This is a genomic window from Planococcus shenhongbingii (assembly GCF_030413635.1).
Taxonomy (GTDB): Bacteria; Bacillota; Bacilli; order Bacillales_A; family Planococcaceae; genus Planococcus; species Planococcus shenhongbingii.
Genome location: NZ_CP129235.1, coordinates 3,798,015 through 3,818,458 on the forward strand (window position 1 = coordinate 3,798,015; position 20,444 = coordinate 3,818,458).

Annotated in this window: 27 protein-coding genes and 1 pseudogene; 4 read left to right on the forward strand and 24 right to left on the reverse strand. The window is 44.8% G+C overall.

What is annotated here, in order from left to right; all coding sequences use genetic code 11:
- Positions 1 to 22: 22 nt before the first annotated feature.
- Together QWY16_RS18410 and QWY16_RS18415 are read right to left on the reverse strand one after the other, a co-directional pair.
- Entirely contained in the window at positions 23 to 763 is a 741-nt protein-coding gene (locus QWY16_RS18410) for a class I SAM-dependent methyltransferase (protein WP_300990689.1), read from the reverse strand.
- 100 nt (positions 764 to 863) lie between these two features.
- Positions 864 to 1,421 (reverse strand): cysteine hydrolase family protein, encoded by a 558-nt coding sequence (locus QWY16_RS18415; RefSeq protein ID WP_300990690.1) that lies wholly within the window; start codon positions 1,419 to 1,421, stop codon positions 864 to 866.
- Between the two features lie 142 nt (positions 1,422 to 1,563).
- Between QWY16_RS18415 and QWY16_RS18420 the strand changes: the two genes are divergently transcribed.
- Complete coding sequence (locus QWY16_RS18420; RefSeq protein WP_300990691.1) at positions 1,564 to 2,436, forward strand: alpha/beta fold hydrolase; 873 nt, start codon at positions 1,564 to 1,566, stop codon at positions 2,434 to 2,436.
- Positions 2,437 to 2,491: 55 nt separating this feature from the next.
- On the opposite strand, the gene QWY16_RS18425 is transcribed toward QWY16_RS18420, so the two are convergent.
- The 11 genes from QWY16_RS18425 to QWY16_RS18475 form a co-directional block, all read right to left on the reverse strand.
- Positions 2,492 to 2,968 (reverse strand): glutathione peroxidase, encoded by a 477-nt coding sequence (locus QWY16_RS18425; protein ID WP_300990692.1) that lies wholly within the window; start codon positions 2,966 to 2,968, stop codon positions 2,492 to 2,494.
- Between the two features lie 31 nt (positions 2,969 to 2,999).
- Positions 3,000 to 3,437 (reverse strand): MarR family winged helix-turn-helix transcriptional regulator, encoded by a 438-nt coding sequence (locus tag QWY16_RS18430; RefSeq protein WP_300990693.1) that lies wholly within the window; start codon positions 3,435 to 3,437, stop codon positions 3,000 to 3,002.
- Between the two features lie 22 nt (positions 3,438 to 3,459).
- On the reverse strand, positions 3,460 to 3,879 hold the full coding sequence (locus QWY16_RS18435; protein ID WP_300990694.1) for an organic hydroperoxide resistance protein: 420 nt from the start codon (positions 3,877 to 3,879) through the stop codon (positions 3,460 to 3,462).
- Between the two features lie 127 nt (positions 3,880 to 4,006).
- Complete coding sequence (locus QWY16_RS18440) at positions 4,007 to 4,198, reverse strand: DUF3934 domain-containing protein (protein WP_300990695.1); 192 nt, start codon at positions 4,196 to 4,198, stop codon at positions 4,007 to 4,009.
- 175 nt (positions 4,199 to 4,373) lie between these two features.
- A complete protein-coding gene (locus QWY16_RS18445; RefSeq protein WP_300990696.1) occupies positions 4,374 to 4,934 on the reverse strand; it encodes a GNAT family N-acetyltransferase in 561 nt (186 codons plus the stop codon).
- A complete protein-coding gene (locus QWY16_RS18450) occupies positions 4,931 to 5,449 on the reverse strand; it encodes a DinB family protein (protein ID WP_300990697.1) in 519 nt (172 codons plus the stop codon). The genes QWY16_RS18445 and QWY16_RS18450 overlap by 4 nt, the downstream gene beginning before the upstream one ends.
- Complete coding sequence (locus QWY16_RS18455; RefSeq protein ID WP_300990698.1) at positions 5,446 to 5,928, reverse strand: GNAT family N-acetyltransferase; 483 nt, start codon at positions 5,926 to 5,928, stop codon at positions 5,446 to 5,448. The genes QWY16_RS18450 and QWY16_RS18455 overlap by 4 nt, the downstream gene beginning before the upstream one ends.
- Positions 5,929 to 6,158: 230 nt before the next feature.
- Positions 6,159 to 7,811: a b(o/a)3-type cytochrome-c oxidase subunit 1 gene (locus tag QWY16_RS18460; RefSeq protein WP_300990699.1), complete on the reverse strand. Its 1,653-nt coding sequence runs from the start codon at positions 7,809 to 7,811 to the stop codon at positions 6,159 to 6,161.
- 1 nt (position 7,812) lies between these two features.
- Positions 7,813 to 8,280 carry a cytochrome c oxidase subunit II gene (locus QWY16_RS18465; protein ID WP_300990700.1) on the reverse strand — a complete coding sequence of 156 codons (468 nt, stop codon included), beginning with the start codon at positions 8,278 to 8,280 and terminating at the stop codon, positions 7,813 to 7,815.
- A 45-nt stretch (positions 8,281 to 8,325) separates the two neighbouring features.
- Complete coding sequence (locus QWY16_RS18470) at positions 8,326 to 8,448, reverse strand: cytochrome C oxidase subunit II (RefSeq protein ID WP_300990701.1); 123 nt, start codon at positions 8,446 to 8,448, stop codon at positions 8,326 to 8,328.
- 293 nt (positions 8,449 to 8,741) lie between these two features.
- Entirely contained in the window at positions 8,742 to 9,377 is a 636-nt protein-coding gene (locus QWY16_RS18475; RefSeq protein ID WP_436837198.1) for a Crp/Fnr family transcriptional regulator, read from the reverse strand.
- Between the two features lie 268 nt (positions 9,378 to 9,645).
- On the opposite strand from QWY16_RS18475, the gene QWY16_RS18480 reads away from it, so the two are divergent.
- Complete coding sequence (locus QWY16_RS18480) at positions 9,646 to 10,098, forward strand: universal stress protein (RefSeq protein WP_300990703.1); 453 nt, start codon at positions 9,646 to 9,648, stop codon at positions 10,096 to 10,098.
- 270 nt (positions 10,099 to 10,368) lie between these two features.
- The gene (locus QWY16_RS18485; protein ID WP_436837155.1) at positions 10,369 to 11,667 is read left to right on the forward strand and encodes a murein hydrolase activator EnvC family protein; all 1,299 of its coding nucleotides are present in this window, start codon (positions 10,369 to 10,371) and stop codon (positions 11,665 to 11,667) included.
- A 461-nt stretch (positions 11,668 to 12,128) separates the two neighbouring features.
- Here the strand turns inward: QWY16_RS18485 and panB are convergent, their stop codons facing one another.
- Positions 12,129 to 12,962, reverse strand: coding sequence for a 3-methyl-2-oxobutanoate hydroxymethyltransferase (gene panB / locus QWY16_RS18490; protein WP_300990704.1), 834 nt, complete (start codon positions 12,960 to 12,962; stop codon positions 12,129 to 12,131).
- 482 nt (positions 12,963 to 13,444) lie between these two features.
- On the opposite strand from panB, the gene QWY16_RS18495 reads away from it, so the two are divergent.
- Positions 13,445 to 13,639 carry a hypothetical protein gene (locus QWY16_RS18495; protein WP_300990705.1) on the forward strand — a complete coding sequence of 65 codons (195 nt, stop codon included), beginning with the start codon at positions 13,445 to 13,447 and terminating at the stop codon, positions 13,637 to 13,639.
- A 354-nt stretch (positions 13,640 to 13,993) separates the two neighbouring features.
- Here QWY16_RS18495 and QWY16_RS18500 read toward each other — a convergent pair whose 3' ends face one another.
- The 10 genes and pseudogenes from QWY16_RS18500 to QWY16_RS18545 all read right to left on the reverse strand — a co-directional run bounded on the left by QWY16_RS18500 (position 13,994) and on the right by QWY16_RS18545 (position 20,285).
- Entirely contained in the window at positions 13,994 to 14,410 is a 417-nt protein-coding gene (locus QWY16_RS18500; RefSeq protein WP_300990706.1) for a Na-translocating system protein MpsC family protein, read from the reverse strand.
- 208 nt (positions 14,411 to 14,618) lie between these two features.
- The gene (locus tag QWY16_RS18505) at positions 14,619 to 14,825 is read right to left on the reverse strand and encodes a hypothetical protein (RefSeq protein WP_300990707.1); all 207 of its coding nucleotides are present in this window, start codon (positions 14,823 to 14,825) and stop codon (positions 14,619 to 14,621) included.
- Positions 14,826 to 14,868: 43 nt separating this feature from the next.
- Positions 14,869 to 15,333, reverse strand: coding sequence for a nucleoside deaminase (locus tag QWY16_RS18510; RefSeq protein WP_300990708.1), 465 nt, complete (start codon positions 15,331 to 15,333; stop codon positions 14,869 to 14,871).
- 71 nt (positions 15,334 to 15,404) lie between these two features.
- The gene (locus QWY16_RS18515) at positions 15,405 to 15,926 is read right to left on the reverse strand and encodes a GNAT family N-acetyltransferase (protein WP_300993527.1); all 522 of its coding nucleotides are present in this window, start codon (positions 15,924 to 15,926) and stop codon (positions 15,405 to 15,407) included.
- 42 nt (positions 15,927 to 15,968) lie between these two features.
- Positions 15,969 to 16,529 (reverse strand): annotated as a pseudogene (locus QWY16_RS18520) (nucleotidyltransferase family protein); the annotation flags it as partial.
- A 55-nt stretch (positions 16,530 to 16,584) separates the two neighbouring features.
- Entirely contained in the window at positions 16,585 to 17,283 is a 699-nt protein-coding gene (locus QWY16_RS18525; protein WP_300990709.1) for a Type 1 glutamine amidotransferase-like domain-containing protein, read from the reverse strand.
- A 1-nt stretch (position 17,284) separates the two neighbouring features.
- Complete coding sequence (locus tag QWY16_RS18530; protein ID WP_300990710.1) at positions 17,285 to 17,827, reverse strand: GNAT family N-acetyltransferase; 543 nt, start codon at positions 17,825 to 17,827, stop codon at positions 17,285 to 17,287.
- Between the two features lie 120 nt (positions 17,828 to 17,947).
- Positions 17,948 to 18,577, reverse strand: coding sequence for a nitroreductase family protein (locus QWY16_RS18535; protein WP_300990711.1), 630 nt, complete (start codon positions 18,575 to 18,577; stop codon positions 17,948 to 17,950).
- Positions 18,578 to 18,697: 120 nt separating this feature from the next.
- Entirely contained in the window at positions 18,698 to 19,234 is a 537-nt protein-coding gene (locus QWY16_RS18540; RefSeq protein ID WP_300990712.1) for a GNAT family N-acetyltransferase, read from the reverse strand.
- Between the two features lie 136 nt (positions 19,235 to 19,370).
- Entirely contained in the window at positions 19,371 to 20,285 is a 915-nt protein-coding gene (locus QWY16_RS18545; RefSeq protein WP_300990713.1) for a DMT family transporter, read from the reverse strand.
- Between the last annotated feature and the right edge of the window lie 159 nt (positions 20,286 to 20,444).

A 20,444-nucleotide genomic window follows, 5' to 3' on the forward strand; every position in this document is an offset into this window, starting at 1 on the left:
TAAAAGCCACGATTGGTTCAACTTATCTTTTCGCGATCACCAAAAACCGCTTGGAATTGGTGCGGATTCCTTTTTCGGTTCGGTTATTTTCAATAAAGGCATTCAAAGATTCCAAGTCGCCTTCTTGTTCTCCAAAGTCGGGGATGATCGGCGTATGGGTTAAAAGGAAAATTAAGTCTTCCGGCGTTCGGAAGTATTCATCGGAATTGTAATCATAGGCCTCAACCTTGGAAAAACCGGCTGTCTGCAGCTCTTTTATGCAGTTCTCTTTTAAGGTTCCGTCTTGTTCTCCAAAACATTGGCCACGGCCGAATGCCTGCTTCAAGTTTGATTTGTCGCCTTCACTGACTTGCTGGGTCAAGAACCAGCCTCCTTTTTTCAATACTTTGGCGACTTGGCTGGAATCAAACGAACAATGCCTGCTTGATGCTATGTCAAAAAAGCCATTCGGGAACTGGAGATCTTCTGCTGGCTGTTGGAAAAATCGGACGTTTTGTGCAGAAGATTTCACCAGATTAGCACGGGCCGTCTGAACCATTTCCTTTGAATTGTCGATGCCGATCACCAAAGAAAAAGAAGAAGCGATGTCCAGAACCTTTTCTCCTCCTCCGGTGCCGATATCGAGCAGAATGTCTGAAACTGAAGCCCTTTTCACCACCTCTTCATAAAAATCCCAGCCGATGCCTTCCGAAAGGCATTGGATGCTGCTGAAATCCCACCCATTTGTTTTGCCTACTTTGTCGTAAAATTCTTGTTCTGTCATTTTATTAAGCTCCTTCAGCTTATTTTTCTTTGCAGCTGTTCATAAAGGATTTACGGAAAAGTTCACTTTTGTCGTCTTTCCAACTTCATTTCACCTTGATTTAGCCCAACCTTTCTATTAATTGTTCCGTTGTCAGAACTGTCGCGAATTCCTCGTGCAAAGTAGCCAGCGAAATGGCATGCACCGTTTCGGCGTCATAGTGAACGCCGTTTTGGTCTGTCATGGCGAATGCTGCCGTGGCATCCGAAACAAGGTAGGTGTTAAACCCCAGATTTCCGCTCATTCTCGTCGTGGTGGAGACACAATGCGGCGTGGTTAAACCGGCAATGATGACAGCAGTGATTCTGTTCGCTTTCAATTGCTGTTCCAGATCCGTTCCGATAAATGCACTGTTCACTTTTTTAGTAATGACCGGCTCATCATTAACCGGCAGCACCGATTTTTTTATAGCGAAACTCTCTTTAGCCGGATGGAAGAGGGACTCGGGATTTTCCGATTGGTGTTGAATATGGATTGTGAAGCCACCTTTTTCTCGCCACCTTTTTAAAATTCTCTCCATATTTTCTTCTGCTTCCGGATTGTTTCGCTGGCCCCATTCTGGATCGTCAAAAGCTTTTTGTACATCGACTAAAATCAAAGCGGTTTTTTCATTTTCCATCTGTCTTCCTCCTAAAAAGCTTAGTGCTTTATCCTTTCTTCTTTTCAATGCCAAAATCCTTTTTGTTGGCTGCAGCAGGATTCCTTGAATAGTACACGAAATAAAATAGAGAGAAGAAGCTTAATCAACGGAGGGCTGGGCAATGGAAAACCTAAAGTTACTGATTGATCAACAAGAAGTGAACTGTTGGCAATACGGCGACAAAAGCAATCCGGTTTTGGTCTGTTTCCACGGATTGGCAGGCAGCGGACTGTACAGTTTCAGTGGGCTGATTCCCCTATTGGAAAAACAGTTCTACCTGATTGTACTGGATAGTCCGGGACACGGAAAAACAGGACCATTTGAAAAGGAAGAAGCTTATTTTTTTTCGAATTTGGCGGTTTGGTTTGACCGCGTGCTGCAGCAGCTCTCGGATAAACCGTTTTTCGTGATGGGGCATTCCTGGGGAGCAGACGCTGCTTTGCATTTTGCGAGGCATTACCCGAAGAAAGTACTCGGAATTATTTTGCTTGATGGCGGTTTTACGTTTCCACAGAACCAGCCTGAAATGACGTTCGATTACACGCTTTCCGGCTGGAACAATTATATGGACCATTCTTCTTTTCGGACTTGGGCGGAAGTGAGTGAGGAGTACAAGCACTACACCAAGAAATGGAACGCTGTTAAGGAAAACGGCGTCAAAACGATTTTTCATCAAAATGAGAAAGGTGAATTCGAGTTGCTGGCTTCCAAATTTACGGTATTGTCGATTATCAAGGCATTTTTTCAAGAGCCTTTTACAGAAGTGTACCCTTTAATCAGCATGCCGTTGCTGTTGGTGTACGGTGATTCGCCTCAGGAGTTAAAGGCGGCAAGGACTCTGGGAATTTCCCAATTAAAGGCCGCTGTGAAAGATTTGACGGTGCAAAAAATCGAAGGCGCCGGCCATATGCTGCAATGGGATGAGCCGGCTGAAGTTGCAGCAGCTGTTTCCAAGTGGCTTGCTCAAAAGCTTATTTCCACTGCCAAAGCATAATGAGACAAAAAAACTCCGGAGCAACCGTTGCTCCGGAGTTTCAACTTGCCGTTCTTTATTTTGCCAGCATATTTTGAATATCGCTTTCAAATGATTCCGGTTTGTCTTTTGGCGAATATCTTCCAGCGACATGCCCTTCTGGGTCCACCAGGAATTTTGTGAAGTTCCATTTGATGCTGCTGCCCAGAAACCCTTTGCTGTGCTCTGTTAAGTATTTGAACAGGGGATGGGCTTCTTTGCCATTGACTTTGATGATTTCATGCATCGGAAAAGTCACGCCATAGCTCATTCGGCATGCTTGTTCCGCTTCTTTCGCGTTTGCCAGTTCCTGGGCAAATTGATCGGATGGAAAACCAAGAACGACAAGCCCTTGATCTTTATAAGTCGTATATAGATTCTCGAGACTTTCGAATTGATTACTGAGACCGCATTTGGTCGCTGTATTGACAATCAGCATTGTTTTTCCTTTGTATTCGCTCATTAGATAAGTTTTTCCGTTTGAATCCGTTACAGTTAAATCAAATATGCTCATTGCAATCGCTCCTTTTCTTGGCACTGCCGTCCTACAAGTCCATTTCGCCGAAAAACGTATTTAATTCCTTGAGGTTTTTCATCAAAGTAATCGCGTTGACATCCAGGAAGTTGCAGCTCGTGAGTTTTTCCACAATAGCTTGCTCAATCGGCTGCTGCTCGCTTTTCGCTTTCTCCGTCAGTGAAATAATGGATGCCCGTTTATCGTCAGGCGACTGTTCCTTCACCAGCCGCCCCCGTTCAATCATCCGGTTGATGATCGGATTCAGCGTCCCCGTTCCAAGGCCGAGCCTGTCTCCGATGTCTTTCATCAGCAACTGGTCTTCATCCCATAAAACGAGCAGCACGAGGTATTGGGGGAACGTCAATTTGAACGGTTCGAGCACCCTGGCATACATTTTCGTGAAATTGCTTGATGCTTTATAGACTTCAAAACATAATTGCTGTTCAAGCTTTGAAGGCTTGTCCATTTTGATCTCACCCACCATCTATTTAGATAACAACAATCTCCACATCGACGGAATCTTTAATCGCTTTGGAATACGGGCAATATTGATGAGCTTTTTCCACGTATTTGTGTTTCAATTCATCGTCTATGCCTGTAATGTCCACTTCGAGTTTAGCTGCCAATTTGACGCCGCCGTTTTCTTTGTCTCCAATGAGGGAAATCGTTGCTTTAACTTCGCTTTTTTCCACTTTCACCTTGTCTTGTTCCAATACCAATTCCAGCGCGCTATTAAAGCAAGCGCTATAACCTGCCGCAAACAGCTGTTCAGGATTAGTGGCTGTTGTAGCTTCTCCTCCAAGTGCCTGCGGTTTTGCGACGTCCATGTAGAAGATATTATCCTCCGAATAGACCTCGCCTTGTCTGCCGCCCGTGTTGATGATGGTTGTTTCGTAAAGTGATTTCATTTTTCATTCCTCCCACACATTTGTATCGTACACGATTTACATTAAATTAAATCGCAGGCGATGTAAAATGATGTGCTTGGCTTTTAATTTTGCCATAAAAAAAGCTGCCATCAGAGGCAGCTCTTAATCAATCCATATCAACCCAGCCTGATCCTTCTTCTTTAGGCTGGCTGTCGGTTTTTGGCTCGTTCGCTTTTTTATTTTTGCTGTTATATGGCTTAGCGCTTTTCGCTTTGTTGGCGCCCGCTTGCCAGCGAGTCCAGCCTTTTTTGCCGGTCCCTCTTCCGATGCCGCTTTTTGCTTTGTCTTTTTTAGTCATGTTATCACTCCCGTACTGTTGCACTATTCTAGCGCGATGACATAAAGCTTATCACATCCGGCACTAAGAGTGAACTTTTTTCTCCGCCTCGGAATCGGCGCAGTTTGTTAGCCCCTTTAAGAAATAGTAAAAGTCCAATTGGCAAACTCGGCAAACTCGAAAAGTGCAGTTTTCTTCATTGTTTCCTGATTCGCCATTCCTGCTCCAGCATAGAGTAGACCATTGAATCCCGCCAGCCATTTTTCATGCGCATGTTTTCCCGCAGCGTTCCCTCCCAGACCATGCCCGCTTTTTCCAATACTTTCTTGGAACTTGAGTTGTTCGGATCGCACGTAGCGAAAATGCGGTGAAGGTTTAAATCATCAAAGCCGAAACTGATCAAAAGCTCCGCCACGCCGGTTGCAATTCCTTGCCCCCAATAATCCGGATGGAGGATATAACCGATTTCTCCCACTCGGTTGGCTGCATTCTGAAGAGACAACTCCCCTGCCCCGATCAGCTGGCCGCTTTCTCTCCATATCACCGCAAAAGCAAATTGCGTTCTATCAGCTTTAGCCGCTCCTTCAAGTATTTGCTGGACATAGTTTCGGCTTTCTTCTTCTGTATTTGGTCCCCAAGGCTGGTAACGGCTTACCAGTTCCTGCCCGGCATAACGATGTACAGCTGGCCAGTCCCTTTCTTCAAACTCTCGAAGGTAAAACCGATCAGTCCAGAATCTGCTGTTTATGCCGCTCATCCTTTCTGTAACCTCCGCTTGATGATCCGGATTTGCCCCCGGTGTTTGATTTCATCTTCCATCACATGAAACCATAGGTAATAGTTATTGTATGGAATGCCGTTCGGCCAGCAGCGCTCCTGATAAAGCCAGCTGTCGTCCTTGGAACGGAGACTGCGCAGCGTCGATTGTCTGATCTGCTCCAACCCCTTCAGATAATAATCCAAAGGGTAGCCTTGAATTGCTGCGCGGGCTTTGTCTCCGAGTTCCACCGCCGTCCCCCATTGTTCCCATTCCTTCCCTGTAAAATCCCGGCCTTCAAACGAAATCAGCTGATGGACTTTCTCGATGGCACCGATATGGGCGAGAAGCGCACCGATGGAGTTGTCATCCGCTCTATCCAAATAATCCAATTCGTTTTGCTTTAGTCCTGCAATATCATTCAATGTTGCAGCCCGCGTATGTTCCAATGTAAACGCAAGTTCCCCAATTTTATCCGCAAATCCTTCCAGCGGCTTTATCGTGTACTCCATCATTCCACTTCCTTCTGCATCTTTTTAAAATAGACGAGCGTCGCCTTGCTGTTCAATTTACGGCTGACGCCTGTCCGGACATACCCCGCCTTTTCATATAAATAACAATTGCCTTCTTCTTCAAGCAAGGTCGCAAGCTCCCATGTGTCGGCTTGCGGAAATGAATCTTCGGCCAGCTTCATCGCTTCCTGCGCAATTCCCTGTCCTTGAAAATCCGGATGAATAAACAAGGGGCTGATCCAGAATTGGCTTTCTTCTTTCCAATGGACGCGTATTGCTCCGCAGAACTCGCCATCTACAAAAATTTTGAAAAACTCGCTATCGGGACGGATGATGCGAGAAGCCACTTTTTCTATAGATTCATTTGCCGGACTGGTGTCATAATCCTGATATTTCTCCAGCAGCGGCTGGAAAGCTGCCACTTGCAGATTGAAAATGGATTTTGCATCCGATTCCTTTGCTTTTACCAGTTTTATTTCCATCGGATTCCCTCGCTTCTTTTAGCCATGCTAATGAATTGTAGGATACTATAATTTTGAAAATTCCATCATTAATTTTCGTAAATTAAAAAACTGCCTGCCCGGAACTTCTCCAGGCAAACAGTCGTGCTTTGCTATTAATATTCTTCCGTGCTGGTTTCAACGAGCATTGCAGTAAATACGATAAAGATTACCATCAACGACAGCAATGTTACGAACATTTCCCTCATCTCCTACCATGTTTTAAATCCTTCAGAGCCAGGCGGTGCGTGCTGGATCATACTGCTAAGCGGAATCGCATAAGCGATGAAAATCAGCGCAAACGCAATGCCGATCCAAATCTTCCAGTTTTCCAAAAACTTCGGTGAGCTTTCTCTGTCACTTTCAGCCAACGGAAACTCGACGATGTCTTCCGGTTTTACAGCTTTCGGTGAAAGGAACATTGTCATGACGACAATATATATTAATATCATCGCCGACAGGAACAGGATACTGCCCCCAATTGCCATGGTGACATGGCTTGTCACTATGCCGTCAAACCATTCCAATGCGGAAGGATGGTTGTTGTAAGCTGAATAAGCTGTCCGGCGCGGTGCACCCAGAAGCCCGAGTATGTGCTGGGCAGTCGACATCAGCAGCATGCCGATCGTCCAAGTGATGATCTGGACAAAACCAAGTGTCTGCATCGACTTCGTGAATTGGCGTCCTGTCAGATAGGGAATCAGCCAGAACGTCATTCCCATGAACGTCATCGCCACGGGTGTGCCGACTGTGATGTGGAAGTGGCCGACAATCCAGAGTGTGTTGTGGACGACTTCGTTCAATTGGAAACTTGCATTAATAATACCGCCGGCGCCGCCGGGAATGAAGAACGCCATTGCGATGAAAATCGATGTAAAGCGGACATCTTTCCATGGCAGCATTTTGAACCAGCCAAACAGACCTTTTGCGCCTTTTTTGCGTCCAGATGTTTCAAACGTCGCAAACATTGAGAACGCAGTCATGAGTGACGGAACAATAACCATGAATGTCAGCACAACCTGCAGAAACTTCCAGAAGTTCGAAATGCCGGGTTCAGTCAATTGGTGGTGGAAACCGACCGGAATCGAGAACAGAATGAACAAGACAAATGACAAACGCGCCAGTGAATCACTGAATACTTTCACGCCGAGAAGTTTCGGCACGATCAAATACCAGGCCATATAAGCCGGCAGCAGCCAGAAGTACACAAGCGGATGCCCAAAATACCAGAACAGTGAGCGGCTCAGTTCAACGTTGATGGTATCTGTCCAGCCGAACGCCCAAGGAATGTACTGGAACAGGACGGTTGCCACAACTCCGAGACAAGCAATAATCCATAAAACGAGTGTCGCGATGGTCATGAAAGCGAACAACGGGCTCATTTCACCTTTATGCTTCTTGCGCCATACCAGGTAATGCCCGATCAAGGCAAAGCTGCTGATCAACGTTCCGACCACATAGAGGGCCAGTCCGACATAGTACCAGCCGCTTGCTTTCAATGGCGCATAAAATGTATAAAGCACGGAAGCTTCTCCGATAACAATCATGACTGTTGCCATCACTGTACCGATCAATGTCACCCAGAAACCAATCCAGGAAAACAACCAGACTTTCGGGCCGAAAGTTCCTAGGGTTTTGCTCATGCCGGTAACAAAAAATCCAAAAATGAAAAACGCTGTATAAATAAGGGCAAGCAGCACACCATGTGCCGTTAAAATTTGATAGTAATCGAGCCAGGCAGGCAACTGCAAGGCATCATTCCGGATAAAAACCTGAAGCAAGCCGCATAACGTACCTATTAGAAATGCTATATACGCGACACCGATATTCCATATTGCGATTTTCCGATCTTGTGCAGCAATCATCTCAATACACCTCTATTTCGTTGAACATCATATGGTGGCCCGTACCGCAATATTCGTTGCAAAGAATCAAATACTTTCCAGGTTTCTCGAATGTGTAGGATTTAGTGGTAATCTGTCCGGGAACCACCATTAAATTGACTTTCGTGTTATCAATGGTAAAACTGTGGACGACATCCGTGCTGGTCACTTTAAAAATGATTTCTTTTCCGGCGGGCACTTTCAGTTCCGGTGCATTATAACCGAACGCCATGGATATGACCGCCACTTGGTACGTATCGTCATCAAGCTGTGTTACTCCCGGTTTGTCAAAAGGAGCCGTTTCATTTACTTTTTTGGGATCGATGGTTTCCATCCCTCCCGCTGGTGTGTGATCATGGGAAAATGCGCTGACTCCCACTACACTCAAAAACACCACCAAGGCGGCAACCCCGAAAGCCAGCCAGATTTTTTCATATTTATGAAGATGCATCTTAATCTACTCCTTTTCTCTTCCTGCATAGATAAACCGCCCGGCTCATCTTGCTACATACATTAAATAAACCGCAACCCACATGGCAATAATAACGATGCCCACGAAAAACACACTGATTAGCGTTCCTCTCAAATCGGCTTCCGGCTCCTGGATTTTTTTGCTCATTTTCCCTCACCTCTTATTATCCTTCTCTTGTGTCCAGAGTAATCCTTTAGTCACTAAAGCATTGTGATATATATCACACCTTCATTATTTTTTACAGCAGCTGTCAAATTTTAGACAAAAAAAGAAGCTGCACCGGATTTTCTTCCGGTGCAGCTTCTTTTTTCGCCTTATTTTTTTGCTTATGCCCAACTTCGGAGAGTTTATGCCCGACTTTCGCTAGTTTATGCCGAACTCTGAAGGGTTTATGCCCAACTCGGAGCGGTTTATGCCCAACTGACTGTTTCCTTCATTTCTCAATCAATTCTGCAAAAAGAAATCGGGCAGTTTTCGCAATTGATTTCGTCTTTTAAATGGCGAAGATCACGAATCAGCAGTTTTCCTTCTACTATTGAAACTTTTCCTTGTTTTTTCAAATCACTCAACAGACGGTTTACCACTTCACGTGTCATCCCGCAGAAATTGGCCAGCTCCTGATTAGTCAAAGCCATATCAATCAGAATACCGCCGTCTTTTTCCACCCCATAACTATTGCATAAACGGATCAATGTCGAATACAGCGCCCCTTTTTTGCCGTGCAGCATAAGGTCGCGGAATTTTGTCTGGGTCTTTTGCTGGTCAATCCCCATCCATTTCATAAACGCCACAGCCAGCCTGGAATTTTCGAGCAATGCATCTTCCAGGTCTTCTATAGCAATTTTTATGCAGACGACGTCTTCAATTGCTTTAGCATCCAGCATATAAAGCGGGTGATCCGAAAAGATAGTCACTTCTCCCACTAATTGGCCGGGTCCACAAATGCGTAAAGTCAGCTCTCTTCCATCAGGTGTGATTTTTCCAATTTGCACTTTTCCTGAACGAATAAGGTAAATGCCTTTGACGGTATCCCCTTCGCGGAATAAATAGGCGCCTTTTTTGTATTCTTTAATCATATGGCGTATAGACAGCAATTCTTTTAGTTCATCGGATATGTTTGAACTTATCGTTTTCCCTTTCATGCGATCACCTCGCTGCTACTTTGAATTTTCACGTCTTTCTATTGAATAAAGAGTAACATAATCTGTATTTAATAGCTTTACAATTTCCTGGGAGCTTTATGCCTGTTTATTTTTTGGACAAATTTTCCTTTAAATTTATTAAAAAGAGGGAACGCAGGTTTAACTGTCGAAGTATATCAGTATAGAGAAGGAGGAATTTAACATGACTATGCTATATAAAAAGATACTAGTCGCTGTAGATGGTTCTAAGGAAGCCGAACTGGCTTTTAGAAAGTCGGTAGGAATCGCAGCACGCAACCAGGCGGACTTATACTTAACCAGTATCATTGATAACCGCTCATTTGGGACAATCGAATCTTATGGCCGTGAATTCGCTGAAGAATCTAAAAGACAAGCGGAAAGTTTGCTGTCAGAATATAAAAACAAAGCAGTCGAAGCTGGAGCAACGGAGGTCCATATTGTAATTGAAATGGGTTCTCCTAAAACGCTGATTCCAGTGGATTTAGTTCGCCGCTTCAATATTGACCTGATCATTTGCGGAGCGACAGGTACCAATTCCGCTGAACGTATTTTTATGGGAAGTGTCTCTGAACGCATTGTTCGCGCCGCAAAATGTGACGTTTTAATTGTTCGGACAGAAGAAAAAGAAGCTTAAACCTTTTAAAATAATCTAAAAAAAGCTTTTCCTTTTAAATAAGGAAAGGCTTTTTTTGTGGCGATTATTCGAATTTCAAAGCGAATGGCGTTACTTAAGGCTTGCTCTTTTTTAAAAAATGATACATAACTGTAACAAAAAATAGATTTTTATGATGTTACAATACTATTGTCGGTTTTTTTTAGGCGGCTTTACCCGTTACTATATCGAGATTTTCAATCTACATACGGATTTATTATAGAGTCACATAGTTGGAAGGGGAAAAGAAAAGTGAATTTATTAACCAAATGCACAACCGCTGTAATTGCAGCCATCATGGCTTTGTCGATTTCGATTCCTGAAGCGAATGCAGATAAGCTAAGCGATTTGGAAAGCAAAAAGCAGCAAGTTGAACAGAAACAAAACGAATTGAACTCAGGCATCCAAAAAAAAGCAGGGCAAATTTCACAAAACCAGTCAAAGCTTGAAGAGATTGCCGGCAAAATTTTTGAATTGGACAATAAAATTCAAGAAACCCAAACAAAAATTGATGAGGTCCAAGCTCAGATTGATCAAACAAAAACAGAAATAGAAGCATTGCAAGCTTCCATTACAGAGCTGCAGCGCAAAATTGATGAAAGAACTGTCTTGCTGCAAGAACGTGCACGCGCGATTCAATTGAGCGGCGGATCTGTAGATTACATAGATGTATTGCTTGGCGCGAACAGCTTTATCGATTTTATCGACCGTTTTTCGGCAGTAAACACGTTAATTGAAGCCGACCGTGAAATCATGCGTGAACAAGCGGAAGATAAAAAATTGCTCGCTGAACAAAAAGCACAAGTGGAAGCGAAGCTGGCTGAACAGGAAGTCCGGAAAGCCGAGCTTGTGAATCTGAAAACTTCCCTTGATGGCCAGAAAAAAGAACAGGCACAGCTTGAAAAAGAATTGAAAGCCGAGCAAGAACGCTTGGCTAATGAAAAAGCGGCTTTGGAAAAAGAACACCAAAAACAAATGAACATCAGCGCTGGCTTGGAAAGCCAGATTGCTAAAGAACAAGCCCGCCTTGCCGAAGTGGCAAGACAAGCGGAATTGAAACGCCAGCGCGAAGCAGCAGCTGCCAGAAAAGCACAGGCGGCACGCAGCTCATCTGTTTCACAAGCTTCGATGGCGAGAGTCGGCAGCTCGACATTCATCAAACCGGCAGCTGGCCGCTATACATCCGGTTTCGGTGGACGCAACATCGGTGCAGGAGCAGAAAACCATTTAGGACTTGATATCGCAAATCCTACTGGAACAACAATTGTCGCTTCTGCAAGCGGGTATGTTTCATACGCTGGCTATATGGGCGGTTACGGAAATGTTGTCATCTTGACCCACTCGATTAATGGGCGGACATATTCAACTGTGTATGGCCACATGAACCGCCTCGGCACTTCTGTTGGACAAGCGGTTTCTCAAGGTCAGAAAATCGGCGAAATGGGAAGCACAGGACGCTCTACCGGTCCTCACCTTCACTTTGAAGTGCATATCGGTTCTTGGAACGGTGCACGTTCTAACGCAGTCAACCCGGCACCATATATCCGATAATAAAAACCAGCAGATATCTCTTAGATGCCTGCTGGTTTTAATATATAAAGAAACTATCATAAGCTTTTACATTTCGCTCCAGACGGACGCTTTCCGCGGGGTGCGGCCCTAAGCCTCCTCAGTCGCTGGCGCTCCCTGCGGGGTCTCAGGACTCGCACTATTCCCGCAGGAGTCGCCGTCTTCCGCTACATTCAACTTCTATTGTCATCTTTAGAGATTCTCTAAAAACATAATGTATGAGTAAGTTCTCTTTAATTGTTTCCTGCTCTCCAGATATGAAGCTAAGCAGCGGAGAAAACCTTACTGTCTCTGCATTGCACCTGCATCGCTGCGCAAGCTCGTCGCTAAGCTATTGGTGGAATGTCGATTAAGTGATGGAAATTAAAAACGAATTTTAACTTTTTTAACAAGCTAAAACCAGCAGACATCTTATGGATGCCTACTGGTTTTATTTTCTCTTGTCATTTACCGCCGTACAATTGCTGCAGTTCTTCTTCTTTCATCGTGAAGCGGTGCTCTTCTGCCGGGAAAGCGCCTGATTTTACTTCTTCAACGTAAGCACTGAGGCCGTTTTTCATAATTTCACCCGTCTCTGCATAGGAACGGACAAATTTCGGCAGATGATGCGATCCGTATTTCAATGTGTCATGGTACACCAGCACCTGGCCATCTGTTTCGGCACCTGCTCCGATGCCGATTACCGGAATCGATAAGGCTGCAGTTACTTCGCGTGCCAGCTGATAAGGGATGCATTCGAGGACCAGCATACAGGCCCCCGCCGCTTCGCATGCTTTCGCATCTTCGATAAGTTTTTGGGCCGCATGTGCTGTTTTTCCTTGCACTTTATAGCCTCCCAACACGCCTGCCGTCTGCGGCGTCAAGCCGAGATGCCCCACTACCGGAATGCCGGTGCGTGTCAGCAGTTTGATCACATCAATCACTTCATCGGCACCTTCAAGTTTCAACGCTTCCGCGCCGGTTTCCTGGAAAATCCGCATCGCCTGCTCAAGTGTCCGGTCAAGGCTTCCATGGTACGAGCCGAACGGCATATCGACCAGTAGAAACGTATCCCGTGCGCCTCTCCGTGTTGCTTTTCCGTGGTGAATCATGTCTTCAACCGTCACTTTCACGGTTGAATCATAGCCAAGAACGACCATGCCCAGTGAATCGCCAACCAGAATAACATCCACTCCCGATTCTTCCGCAAGTTTTGCTGATGGATAATCATAGGCCGTGAGCATGGCGATTTTCTCGCCTTGTGTCTTCATTTTGATAAATGATGCTGTGTTTTTCATTTTTTTCTCTCCTTCCGGGAGGAAAACCAGCCAAAAAGCCCGTCGGTCCCAAACTGGACAGACGGGCAGAAATTTAAAAAGTAGGTTTCTCCGTCCCTGTCAATTTCAGATCAAGGCAGAACTATGCGATTGCTGATATTAGGGGTTTTACCGGTGCAGTTCGGTTAAGATACTGCCCTCACCATCACTATATCAGATGTCATGCTGGAGTTACAATCTTCAGTTTTTAACAAAAAGCAAGGCTAAGTTTCCTAGCTTTACTTCTACAGAAAGAGAGAGTAAAATTTGAATAATCAGAGAACTATAGCGTTTCTGATTTGGAACTTGGGGTTAGTATCAAGGTAAGCTGTTCATGATTTAAATAGAGGCATTCACCTTTTGGTTGGATGTGGCAGATATTAGTGTTGTAAACAACGTCGAAAAGAATTTAGCGATTCTTTTCGGCTTTTTTGGCATTTGAAAAAGAAAGGATGGTGATTACAATGAAGTATATTGTTGACCACAATAAAAAACATGTCCATGAACAGCAATATGCACTCGGCCGGTGCTCAGTTGAAAACGTGCCTTTCGAATCTATAGAGTATACCAACTCACACGATTATATCAGAAGTCTTGAAAACGAAAAGTTCTATGTAAGATGCCCGTATTGCCATGAAGTTCCTCTTCTCATCGATTAATGATGCAAGTTAAAGAAGGAATAACAAAGAGGAATATCGACGTTGATATTCCTCCTTGTATTTTTTATGGAACTGCTATTCCAACGGTTCCAAAATAAGAACCAAATAGCCGATGTCCAGTTCAAAATTCCAGTCTACAAATGTCTCAATGATATTTCGTTTTAATAGGGGCTGCAAATTAGCTTCTGCTATTATTTTATATTCCAGTGGCCGTTTGGCTATCTTCCGTTCTTCCTCAAAACCATTTTTTATTAGTTCTTTTTCGAGCTGCAGTAGAATGCCCAATCGTCTGATTAAAACCGTTCGGTCATTCAACCAATAAATATATGTCTCGACCGGTTCTTTTTGTGCTTCCTAGCTGCCAATAATTATTTGCTTGTAAAATTCTTCTTCGTTTACATCCGGCGCCCATAGCCAATTTTCCTGCCCCTGTTCATCATCAAGGACCACTACAATCAATCCTGTTTTTTGCTCAAGATGCCAGTCTGCATAGATTTCTTTGACATTCAGTTCTGCAATTTTCCATAAGTTCAGTTTGATTTCCTGCTTCAGTTCATTCATCAGCAAATCCCTTGTTTCCAGCACCCGTTTCCATTCTTTTTGCTCGACCAGAATTCTTTCTGCCGGCGCTAAAAAACCGCGGAGATGAATAGCGATAAATGGCCCGGCAACCGTCACATACGTCGATGTTGGCACTTTGCCGAAATGAGTGCGCAGCAATGTAGAAAGGTCGCCTCCGATTTCACTTTGCAGTGTTTTTTCTTTCGGCATATGACAGCATCTCCCATTTTAATAAGTCTGCATTTCCTCGTAAAAGGCTTCAAGAATTTTTAGCGGCTCCTGTATTGTTCATATTTTTCCCTTTGCAAAAAAAAAAGCAAACCCTTTCTTTTTAAAGGATCTATTTTCCTTTTCAAAAATTAACTTCAGTAAGAAAAGCACTGTCCGCTTACAGGACAATGCTTTCTTCAAACTGATTCTACTCTCTTTTAAACTTACTGGCAGCGTTCCAAATCAATGAGCCCAAGCCTGCTATGGCTGCTGCCGTAAGTACAGGATGTTTGGCCGCTTTTACATTCCATCCCTCACGCTTTTCTTTTTCATGAATTATTAGTTGGAACCTGCCTTTATTAGGCACCGCTTTGTCAAAAGACTTGCTGCCGGAGTTGGACTGATTATTGGCCATCTTGAAACCCCTCCTGAACTCGTTATCTGCATAGTTCCCTTTTTTATATCTTTTCGCTGCTGCCCTTCACCCATAGCTCCAGCGGATTTTCCTGGTCCTCTGCCAGCGGCATCTGGGTCATGGACAAGCGTCGCTCCGCTTTTGGTTTTCTCAAATCTTCGTAGATGATTTGAGATTTTCCAAGGCCGGCCTGCACTGCTTCTTCGACTGAAGCACAATAATAAGCTTCCTCTATCCCGGCCATATACATCGCTGCCAAACACATCGGGCACGGCTCACCGCTGGCATACATAATACTCCCTGCCAGGCTGTCCGCCTTCAGCGCTTGCTGAGCACGCCGGATTGCCAGCATTTCAGCATGCCCGCTGACGTCTTGGATTTTATGCAATTCATTGACGCCTTCCGCCAGGATTTGGTTGTCTTTCACCAATACCGCTCCAAATGGCTGGCCGCCTTCGCGCACATTAGCGAGTGACAGCTCTACCGCTCTTTCCATAAATTGATCCACTTTAACTCCTCCAATACTTCTCGAATGTGCAGCAGCTTTTAAGCTCACGCGATATTCCAAGCTGAATCTGCCTATTCTTTATTCTCCTGCTCTTCCAATGAATACAAATACACATCCTTGCCAGCCAATTGAATGTCCTTTTCCAACGCCATTCCAATATGTTCCGCTACTTTCATGGACCCTATGTTTTCCGGCTGAATCAAAGAAATAAAGCGCTTCTTGCCCAGTTGCCTGATTCCGTAATCCCGGAGTGCTTTCGCGGCTTCTGCAGCATAGCCTTGCCTCCAATAGTCCTTGGCAATCCAATAGCCAATTTCCAGTTCCTCTATCCCTTCAATCGTTTGTTTCACAAGCCCGGCATGGCCTATTGGTATATTATCTTCCTTGCGGATAAGCACCCGGAGGCCCAGTTCAGGGTTTTCCTTATAGGAGCGGTAAATCCAATACAAAAACTCTATAGCCCCTTCCCGGTTGCGGGTCTGCCCATTTCCGATAAAGCGGACCACTTCCGGATCGGCTAAAAGGGAATAAAGGAAATTGAAATCCTCATCCCGGTACTGGCGGAATTCAAGCCTTGCGGTTTCAAATTTCATGACCGGCTTTCCTTTCCCATCAGCCTTTGAACGAACTAGCGGATAAATGGTCGCTTTTGGCCATTTGGCTTTCCACTCTTTTTTACGCAAGCGGCTTTCATAAATGGCTGCCAGCTCTTTGTTCGCCTTGAAATGTGGAGTTGGTTTCACTTTTAAACCCAGAGCGTCATTGATACCGCAAGGAGCCGCCAACTCCAGCCGATTTTCTTCACTTAATTTCACGCCTAAAGCCGTCGCTGTTTCTGGGAATTTTGAAATAGCATCAACAGCGGAAGTATACGGCGCTAAGCCATTGATCCGGTGCATGCGTGCCTGGTTTTTGACGGACCACGGCAAATCTGGAAGGAGCGCGTGTAATTGCTGCTCGAATTTCTTTTCCACAGATTCTTCTGTATTGGATCTGTCAAAATAGATGACATCAATATCTGCTAAAGCTGTCCGTTCGCCATACTCATGAAGGACGTCCCATATTTTAGAGCGCACAAAACCCGCACATATCCACCAATCCGGCAATTCCAATGTTTTTACCGCTGAGAGGATTTCCATCATCCAAGCATCTTTCTGGATAGCCGAAATGATTTCCCGTTCGTTTTTAATCATAATGCACTCCTTTTATTCGTTTTTATTGATGGGAAACCAAGTCTGCCCTGCACCTCCGCTATTTCGAGCCCAAAAACTCAGTCGGAAGTTCTTCTTCAAGCACTTGCCCGTCAAAAGACACCCGGTAAGCTTTGGCATCTGGCCTTGAACTCACGATACGGTGAATTTCTTGGCCGATATAATGGATGGCCGCTCCATCATCCGCTGCCACTCCGCTCTGAATGGTTCCAGAAGCAATCAGTTTCTGATACGTTGGGCGTCTTTCTGCTTCTCCATCATAATGCGGACAATTGCTGCCTTTAAGAAAACCGAGGCTTCGGATCGGCTCAAGCTGATCTCCGAATGAATCCGTTACGCCGTCTTCAAACCAGCAAAGGGAACCCGCACTGATTCCAGCCAGCACGATGCCCTGCTCCCAGGCTTTCCGCAAAATACTGTCCAGCCCCCATTCTTTCCAGAGAACCAGGAGGTTTTTGGTATTTCCCCCGCCGACGTAAATGATGTCTTTTTCCAAAACAAATGCTTCCAAGTCTTTTGCCGGTGGTTTAAATAGCGATAAATGTGAAGGAACGCAATTCTGTCCATTGAAAAAATCATAAAAGTTGGAAATGTATTGATCGGAATCTCCGCTCGCAGTAGGCACAAAGCAGATCTTCGGCTCTGTCTTTCCTGCTTGGTCCATTATGTATCGGTCAAGCAGAGGGTTCTCCGGTTCCATAGAGAATCCGCCGCCGCCAAGCGCAATGATTTGCTTCACCTTACTTCTCCCACTCCGGTTTTAATAATGAAAAAATCAAGGCATCGTGCGACTGTCCACCCTGATACAAATAACTCCGCAGCCTTCCCTCTTCTGTAAAACCCATCTTTCTCAACAGCCGGCTCGAAGCTTCGTTATCCGGGAACGTCACGGCACCCATACGCACCAGGTCCAAATTTTCAAACGCGTACTGCAGTACAGCTTTAATGGCTTCTTTCATAAAGCCTTGCCGCCAGTAATCGGGATGAAGTTCATAGCCGATTTCAGACTTCTTTGCCTGTACATTCAAATTATTAAGCCCTATTGTGCCGATAAAGTCTCCGTTTTCCTTCAAAACGATTCCCCAGCGCATCCCTCGCTTGCTGTCAAAAGCACTTTGAAAAGACTTGATGATTGCTTCCGCTTCCTGCTGGTTGATCAATTTGTCCATTCCATAATATTCAGTCACGTCTTCCCGCGACATGATTTCATAAAACCTTCCGGCGTATTGCTGGCCGATTTGGACCAGCTGCAGCCGGCTGGTTTCAAGTATTGGAAATTCCATGAAGTCTCCTCCTTTAAATCCATGTAACACCTTTTCGCCGTCTCCTGCTGACTCTCCTGCGTTTTTTGGGAATAAAAAAAGACCCGAAATGCTTTTAAGCATTTCGGGCCTTAAAAATTTTCAGATAAAACGGGCAACTTCCCCCAGCGGCAAGCGGGATGTTCCAAAAGCTGGAGCAGCTGCTTTTCCTACCGCAATCAGGACGATTGGGAAAAGATGTTCCGGCAAATCAAAACGCTCTGCAAACTTCGCTTTATCAAATCCGCCCATCGGGATGGTGTCATAGCCGCGGTCTTTGGCAATCAGCATCAATTGCATCGACACAAGCCCTGCGTCGTATGCAGCAATGTTCATGCGTGCTTCCACCGGGGCATTTGGATATACTTTGTACGTATTGGCTACAGAACGTTCTTTGATGGCTTCGTCCATATGGCCTTCTTCCACGTTTTGCGTATAAATTTTTTCCACATTCTTATAAGCATCGATATTTCCAAGAACGGCGATGATAGCTGAAGATGTCTCTACTTGCGCCTGGTTATTGGCAATGGCGCGCAGCTCTTTATTCACTTCCTGGTCTTGGATGACGATGAAATTCCAAGCCTGCAAATTGCTTGAAGAAGGAGCTGAAGTCGCAAGCGTCAACATTTCCTCCAGTTCTTCTTTTGAAATTTTAAAGTCAGAGTCATATGCTCTGACCGATTTTCTTTCTTTCATTACTTTAACTAAAGGCGATTCTACGTGTACTGTCATGATGATCCTCCTTAGACTCAGCTTACTTTTAGTAAGTCACTGAAAATAACTTATCACCACTGACATTAAGTGTCAAAGAAGTTGCTCCATCGGAGAACGTACAATGGCTGAGGCAAGTTTTTAATCTTCCAGATTGATGATGGCTAATATTTGGTGGTCCTGCCAGACGCCATTAATCTGGACATTCTTTATGGCGATGCCTTCTTTATGGAAACCCGCTTTTTCAAGCACGCGGATCGAAGCTACGTGATGTGGCATGACACCCGCTTCAATGCGATGCAGCTGAAGCTCCTGGAACGCAAAATCCACCAGCAGGTTGACCGCTTCTGTTGCATAACCTTGTCCGTTATGAAGCTGATCAATGGTATAGCCCATGATGGCACTCTGCACCGGACCGCGGACTACTTGAACCAGATTGATTGATCCAACCAATATATCTTCGCCATTCAAAAATATTCCGAAATTGTACTGCTCATCTTTCTGCCAATTTTCTTCCTGCATCTGCAGGCGGAGCGCCTGCCCTTCAATCGAATAGAAATCTGGCCGGCGAGTGACGGAAAACTGCTCGAACAATTCCTTATTCCTTATTTCCAAATCCACTAAATCCTCCAGATCGTCAAAAGTTAATCTGCGTAAATATATTTTCTTGCCTTTCATCCTTTTCCACTTCCCTGTCTATAAATTATTCGGCTTTAACAATTACCCATTCTCCTTTTAGTTAAAGTTCCATGTGAAACTAGTCAACCGTATGATAACTGGCATAAAAACCGCCCCTTTTAAAAGGAGTGGTTTTTCATTGCTTCACTGATTGTACCCGCATCCGCCACAGTTCTTCTGCAGCCCCAGAGCCGAACAGTACTCCAAACGCCACCAGCACAAAGCCGATTAAGTGGGCTTGGGTGAGAACTTCTCCAAGGAAAAAAGCGGAACCCAATAAAGCGAACAACGTATTCAAATTGATGAAAATCGCCGCCTTTGTAGGACCGATCTCACCTACTGAATAATTGTAGAGCATATGGCCAATCGCTGTTCCAAAGATGCCAGAAGCGATGACAAGCAGCCAAAACAGACTATCCATCTCCCCGAACATACGCCATTCCCCCGGCTCCCGAAAAAGGCTGATCAAGAACAAACCGGCTGATCCGAGTAGGAACATGTAAGCCGTCAGCAGGCGCGGATCAAGTGTTTTAGACGCTTTGCTGATGACCATATAGCTTAAAACCTGGCCAAGTATCGCCAGGAATATGTAAAAATCCCCTGTAGAAATACTGCTTGCTGCGCCATTTCCCGCCAATACCGTTGCTGTAACGCCAATCAATCCGAGAATGAATCCAAGCCATTGCAGTTTCGACGGTTTTGAACGCAAAAGAAACAAACTGAAGATCGCCGTCATGATTGGTCCAGTCCCGATAATCAGACCGGCATTTGTTCCCGAAGTCAGCGATAAACCGACGGATATAAAATAGTGGTGGATAACGACGTTCAATGCAGATCCTGCAATGACATAGCGCCATTCCGTTTTTGTCAGTTTTCGGATCAGCCCCGTAAATGACAATACAGCGAAGACAGTAATGGCTGCCAGAAATAGACGGAAAGACGTCATCGTGACCGGTTCCATTTGAGTCGTTAAGTATTTTACTGCCGGCAAATTAATGCCCCAAACAAACATGACGATAACAAGGATGATATACAATCTTAGATGGCTCATCACAATCCCTCTTTTTATCGGCTTTTTCAAGCCCTTGTTTTGTTTTCCTCCTAAGTACAAGTAGCATTGAAGTAAGATTGATGTTCTTTTAAGTTCCCTCTTTTGTCTGCTCTATAAACGCTTTTTCGACACAAACAGCTATCCGGATATTCAAAAAAG

What these genes read in the sequence shown, in the direction of transcription:
- QWY16_RS18410 (WP_300990689.1), bottom strand. Translation starts at nt 763, where the DNA reads ATGACAGAACAAGAATTTTACGACAAAGTAGGCAAAACAAATGGGTGG.
- QWY16_RS18415 (WP_300990690.1), bottom strand. Translation starts at nt 1,421, where the DNA reads ATGGAAAATGAAAAAACCGCTTTGATTTTAGTCGATGTACAAAAAGCT.
- QWY16_RS18420 (WP_300990691.1), top strand. Translation starts at nt 1,564, where the DNA reads ATGGAAAACCTAAAGTTACTGATTGATCAACAAGAAGTGAACTGTTGG.
- QWY16_RS18425 (WP_300990692.1), bottom strand. Translation starts at nt 2,968, where the DNA reads ATGAGCATATTTGATTTAACTGTAACGGATTCAAACGGAAAAACTTAT.
- QWY16_RS18430 (WP_300990693.1), bottom strand. Translation starts at nt 3,437, where the DNA reads ATGGACAAGCCTTCAAAGCTTGAACAGCAATTATGTTTTGAAGTCTAT.
- QWY16_RS18435 (WP_300990694.1), bottom strand. Translation starts at nt 3,879, where the DNA reads ATGAAATCACTTTACGAAACAACCATCATCAACACGGGCGGCAGACAA.
- QWY16_RS18440 (WP_300990695.1), bottom strand. Translation starts at nt 4,198, where the DNA reads ATGACTAAAAAAGACAAAGCAAAAAGCGGCATCGGAAGAGGGACCGGC.
- QWY16_RS18445 (WP_300990696.1), bottom strand. Translation starts at nt 4,934, where the DNA reads ATGAGCGGCATAAACAGCAGATTCTGGACTGATCGGTTTTACCTTCGA.
- QWY16_RS18450 (WP_300990697.1), bottom strand. Translation starts at nt 5,449, where the DNA reads ATGATGGAGTACACGATAAAGCCGCTGGAAGGATTTGCGGATAAAATT.
- QWY16_RS18455 (WP_300990698.1), bottom strand. Translation starts at nt 5,928, where the DNA reads ATGGAAATAAAACTGGTAAAAGCAAAGGAATCGGATGCAAAATCCATT.
- QWY16_RS18460 (WP_300990699.1), bottom strand. Translation starts at nt 7,811, where the DNA reads ATGATTGCTGCACAAGATCGGAAAATCGCAATATGGAATATCGGTGTC.
- QWY16_RS18465 (WP_300990700.1), bottom strand. Translation starts at nt 8,280, where the DNA reads ATGCATCTTCATAAATATGAAAAAATCTGGCTGGCTTTCGGGGTTGCC.
- QWY16_RS18470 (WP_300990701.1), bottom strand. Translation starts at nt 8,448, where the DNA reads ATGAGCAAAAAAATCCAGGAGCCGGAAGCCGATTTGAGAGGAACGCTA.
- QWY16_RS18475 (WP_436837198.1), bottom strand. Translation starts at nt 9,377, where the DNA reads ATGATTAAAGAATACAAAAAAGGCGCCTATTTATTCCGCGAAGGGGAT.
- QWY16_RS18480 (WP_300990703.1), top strand. Translation starts at nt 9,646, where the DNA reads ATGACTATGCTATATAAAAAGATACTAGTCGCTGTAGATGGTTCTAAG.
- panB (WP_300990704.1), bottom strand. Translation starts at nt 12,962, where the DNA reads ATGAAAAACACAGCATCATTTATCAAAATGAAGACACAAGGCGAGAAA.
- QWY16_RS18495 (WP_300990705.1), top strand. Translation starts at nt 13,445, where the DNA reads ATGAAGTATATTGTTGACCACAATAAAAAACATGTCCATGAACAGCAA.
- QWY16_RS18500 (WP_300990706.1), bottom strand. Translation starts at nt 14,410, where the DNA reads ATGCCGAAAGAAAAAACACTGCAAAGTGAAATCGGAGGCGACCTTTCT.
- QWY16_RS18505 (WP_300990707.1), bottom strand. Translation starts at nt 14,825, where the DNA reads ATGGCCAATAATCAGTCCAACTCCGGCAGCAAGTCTTTTGACAAAGCG.
- QWY16_RS18515 (WP_300993527.1), bottom strand. Translation starts at nt 15,926, where the DNA reads ATGAAATTTGAAACCGCAAGGCTTGAATTCCGCCAGTACCGGGATGAG.
- QWY16_RS18530 (WP_300990710.1), bottom strand. Translation starts at nt 17,827, where the DNA reads ATGGAATTTCCAATACTTGAAACCAGCCGGCTGCAGCTGGTCCAAATC.
- QWY16_RS18535 (WP_300990711.1), bottom strand. Translation starts at nt 18,577, where the DNA reads ATGACAGTACACGTAGAATCGCCTTTAGTTAAAGTAATGAAAGAAAGA.
- QWY16_RS18540 (WP_300990712.1), bottom strand. Translation starts at nt 19,234, where the DNA reads ATGAAAGGCAAGAAAATATATTTACGCAGATTAACTTTTGACGATCTG.
- QWY16_RS18545 (WP_300990713.1), bottom strand. Translation starts at nt 20,285, where the DNA reads ATGAGCCATCTAAGATTGTATATCATCCTTGTTATCGTCATGTTTGTT.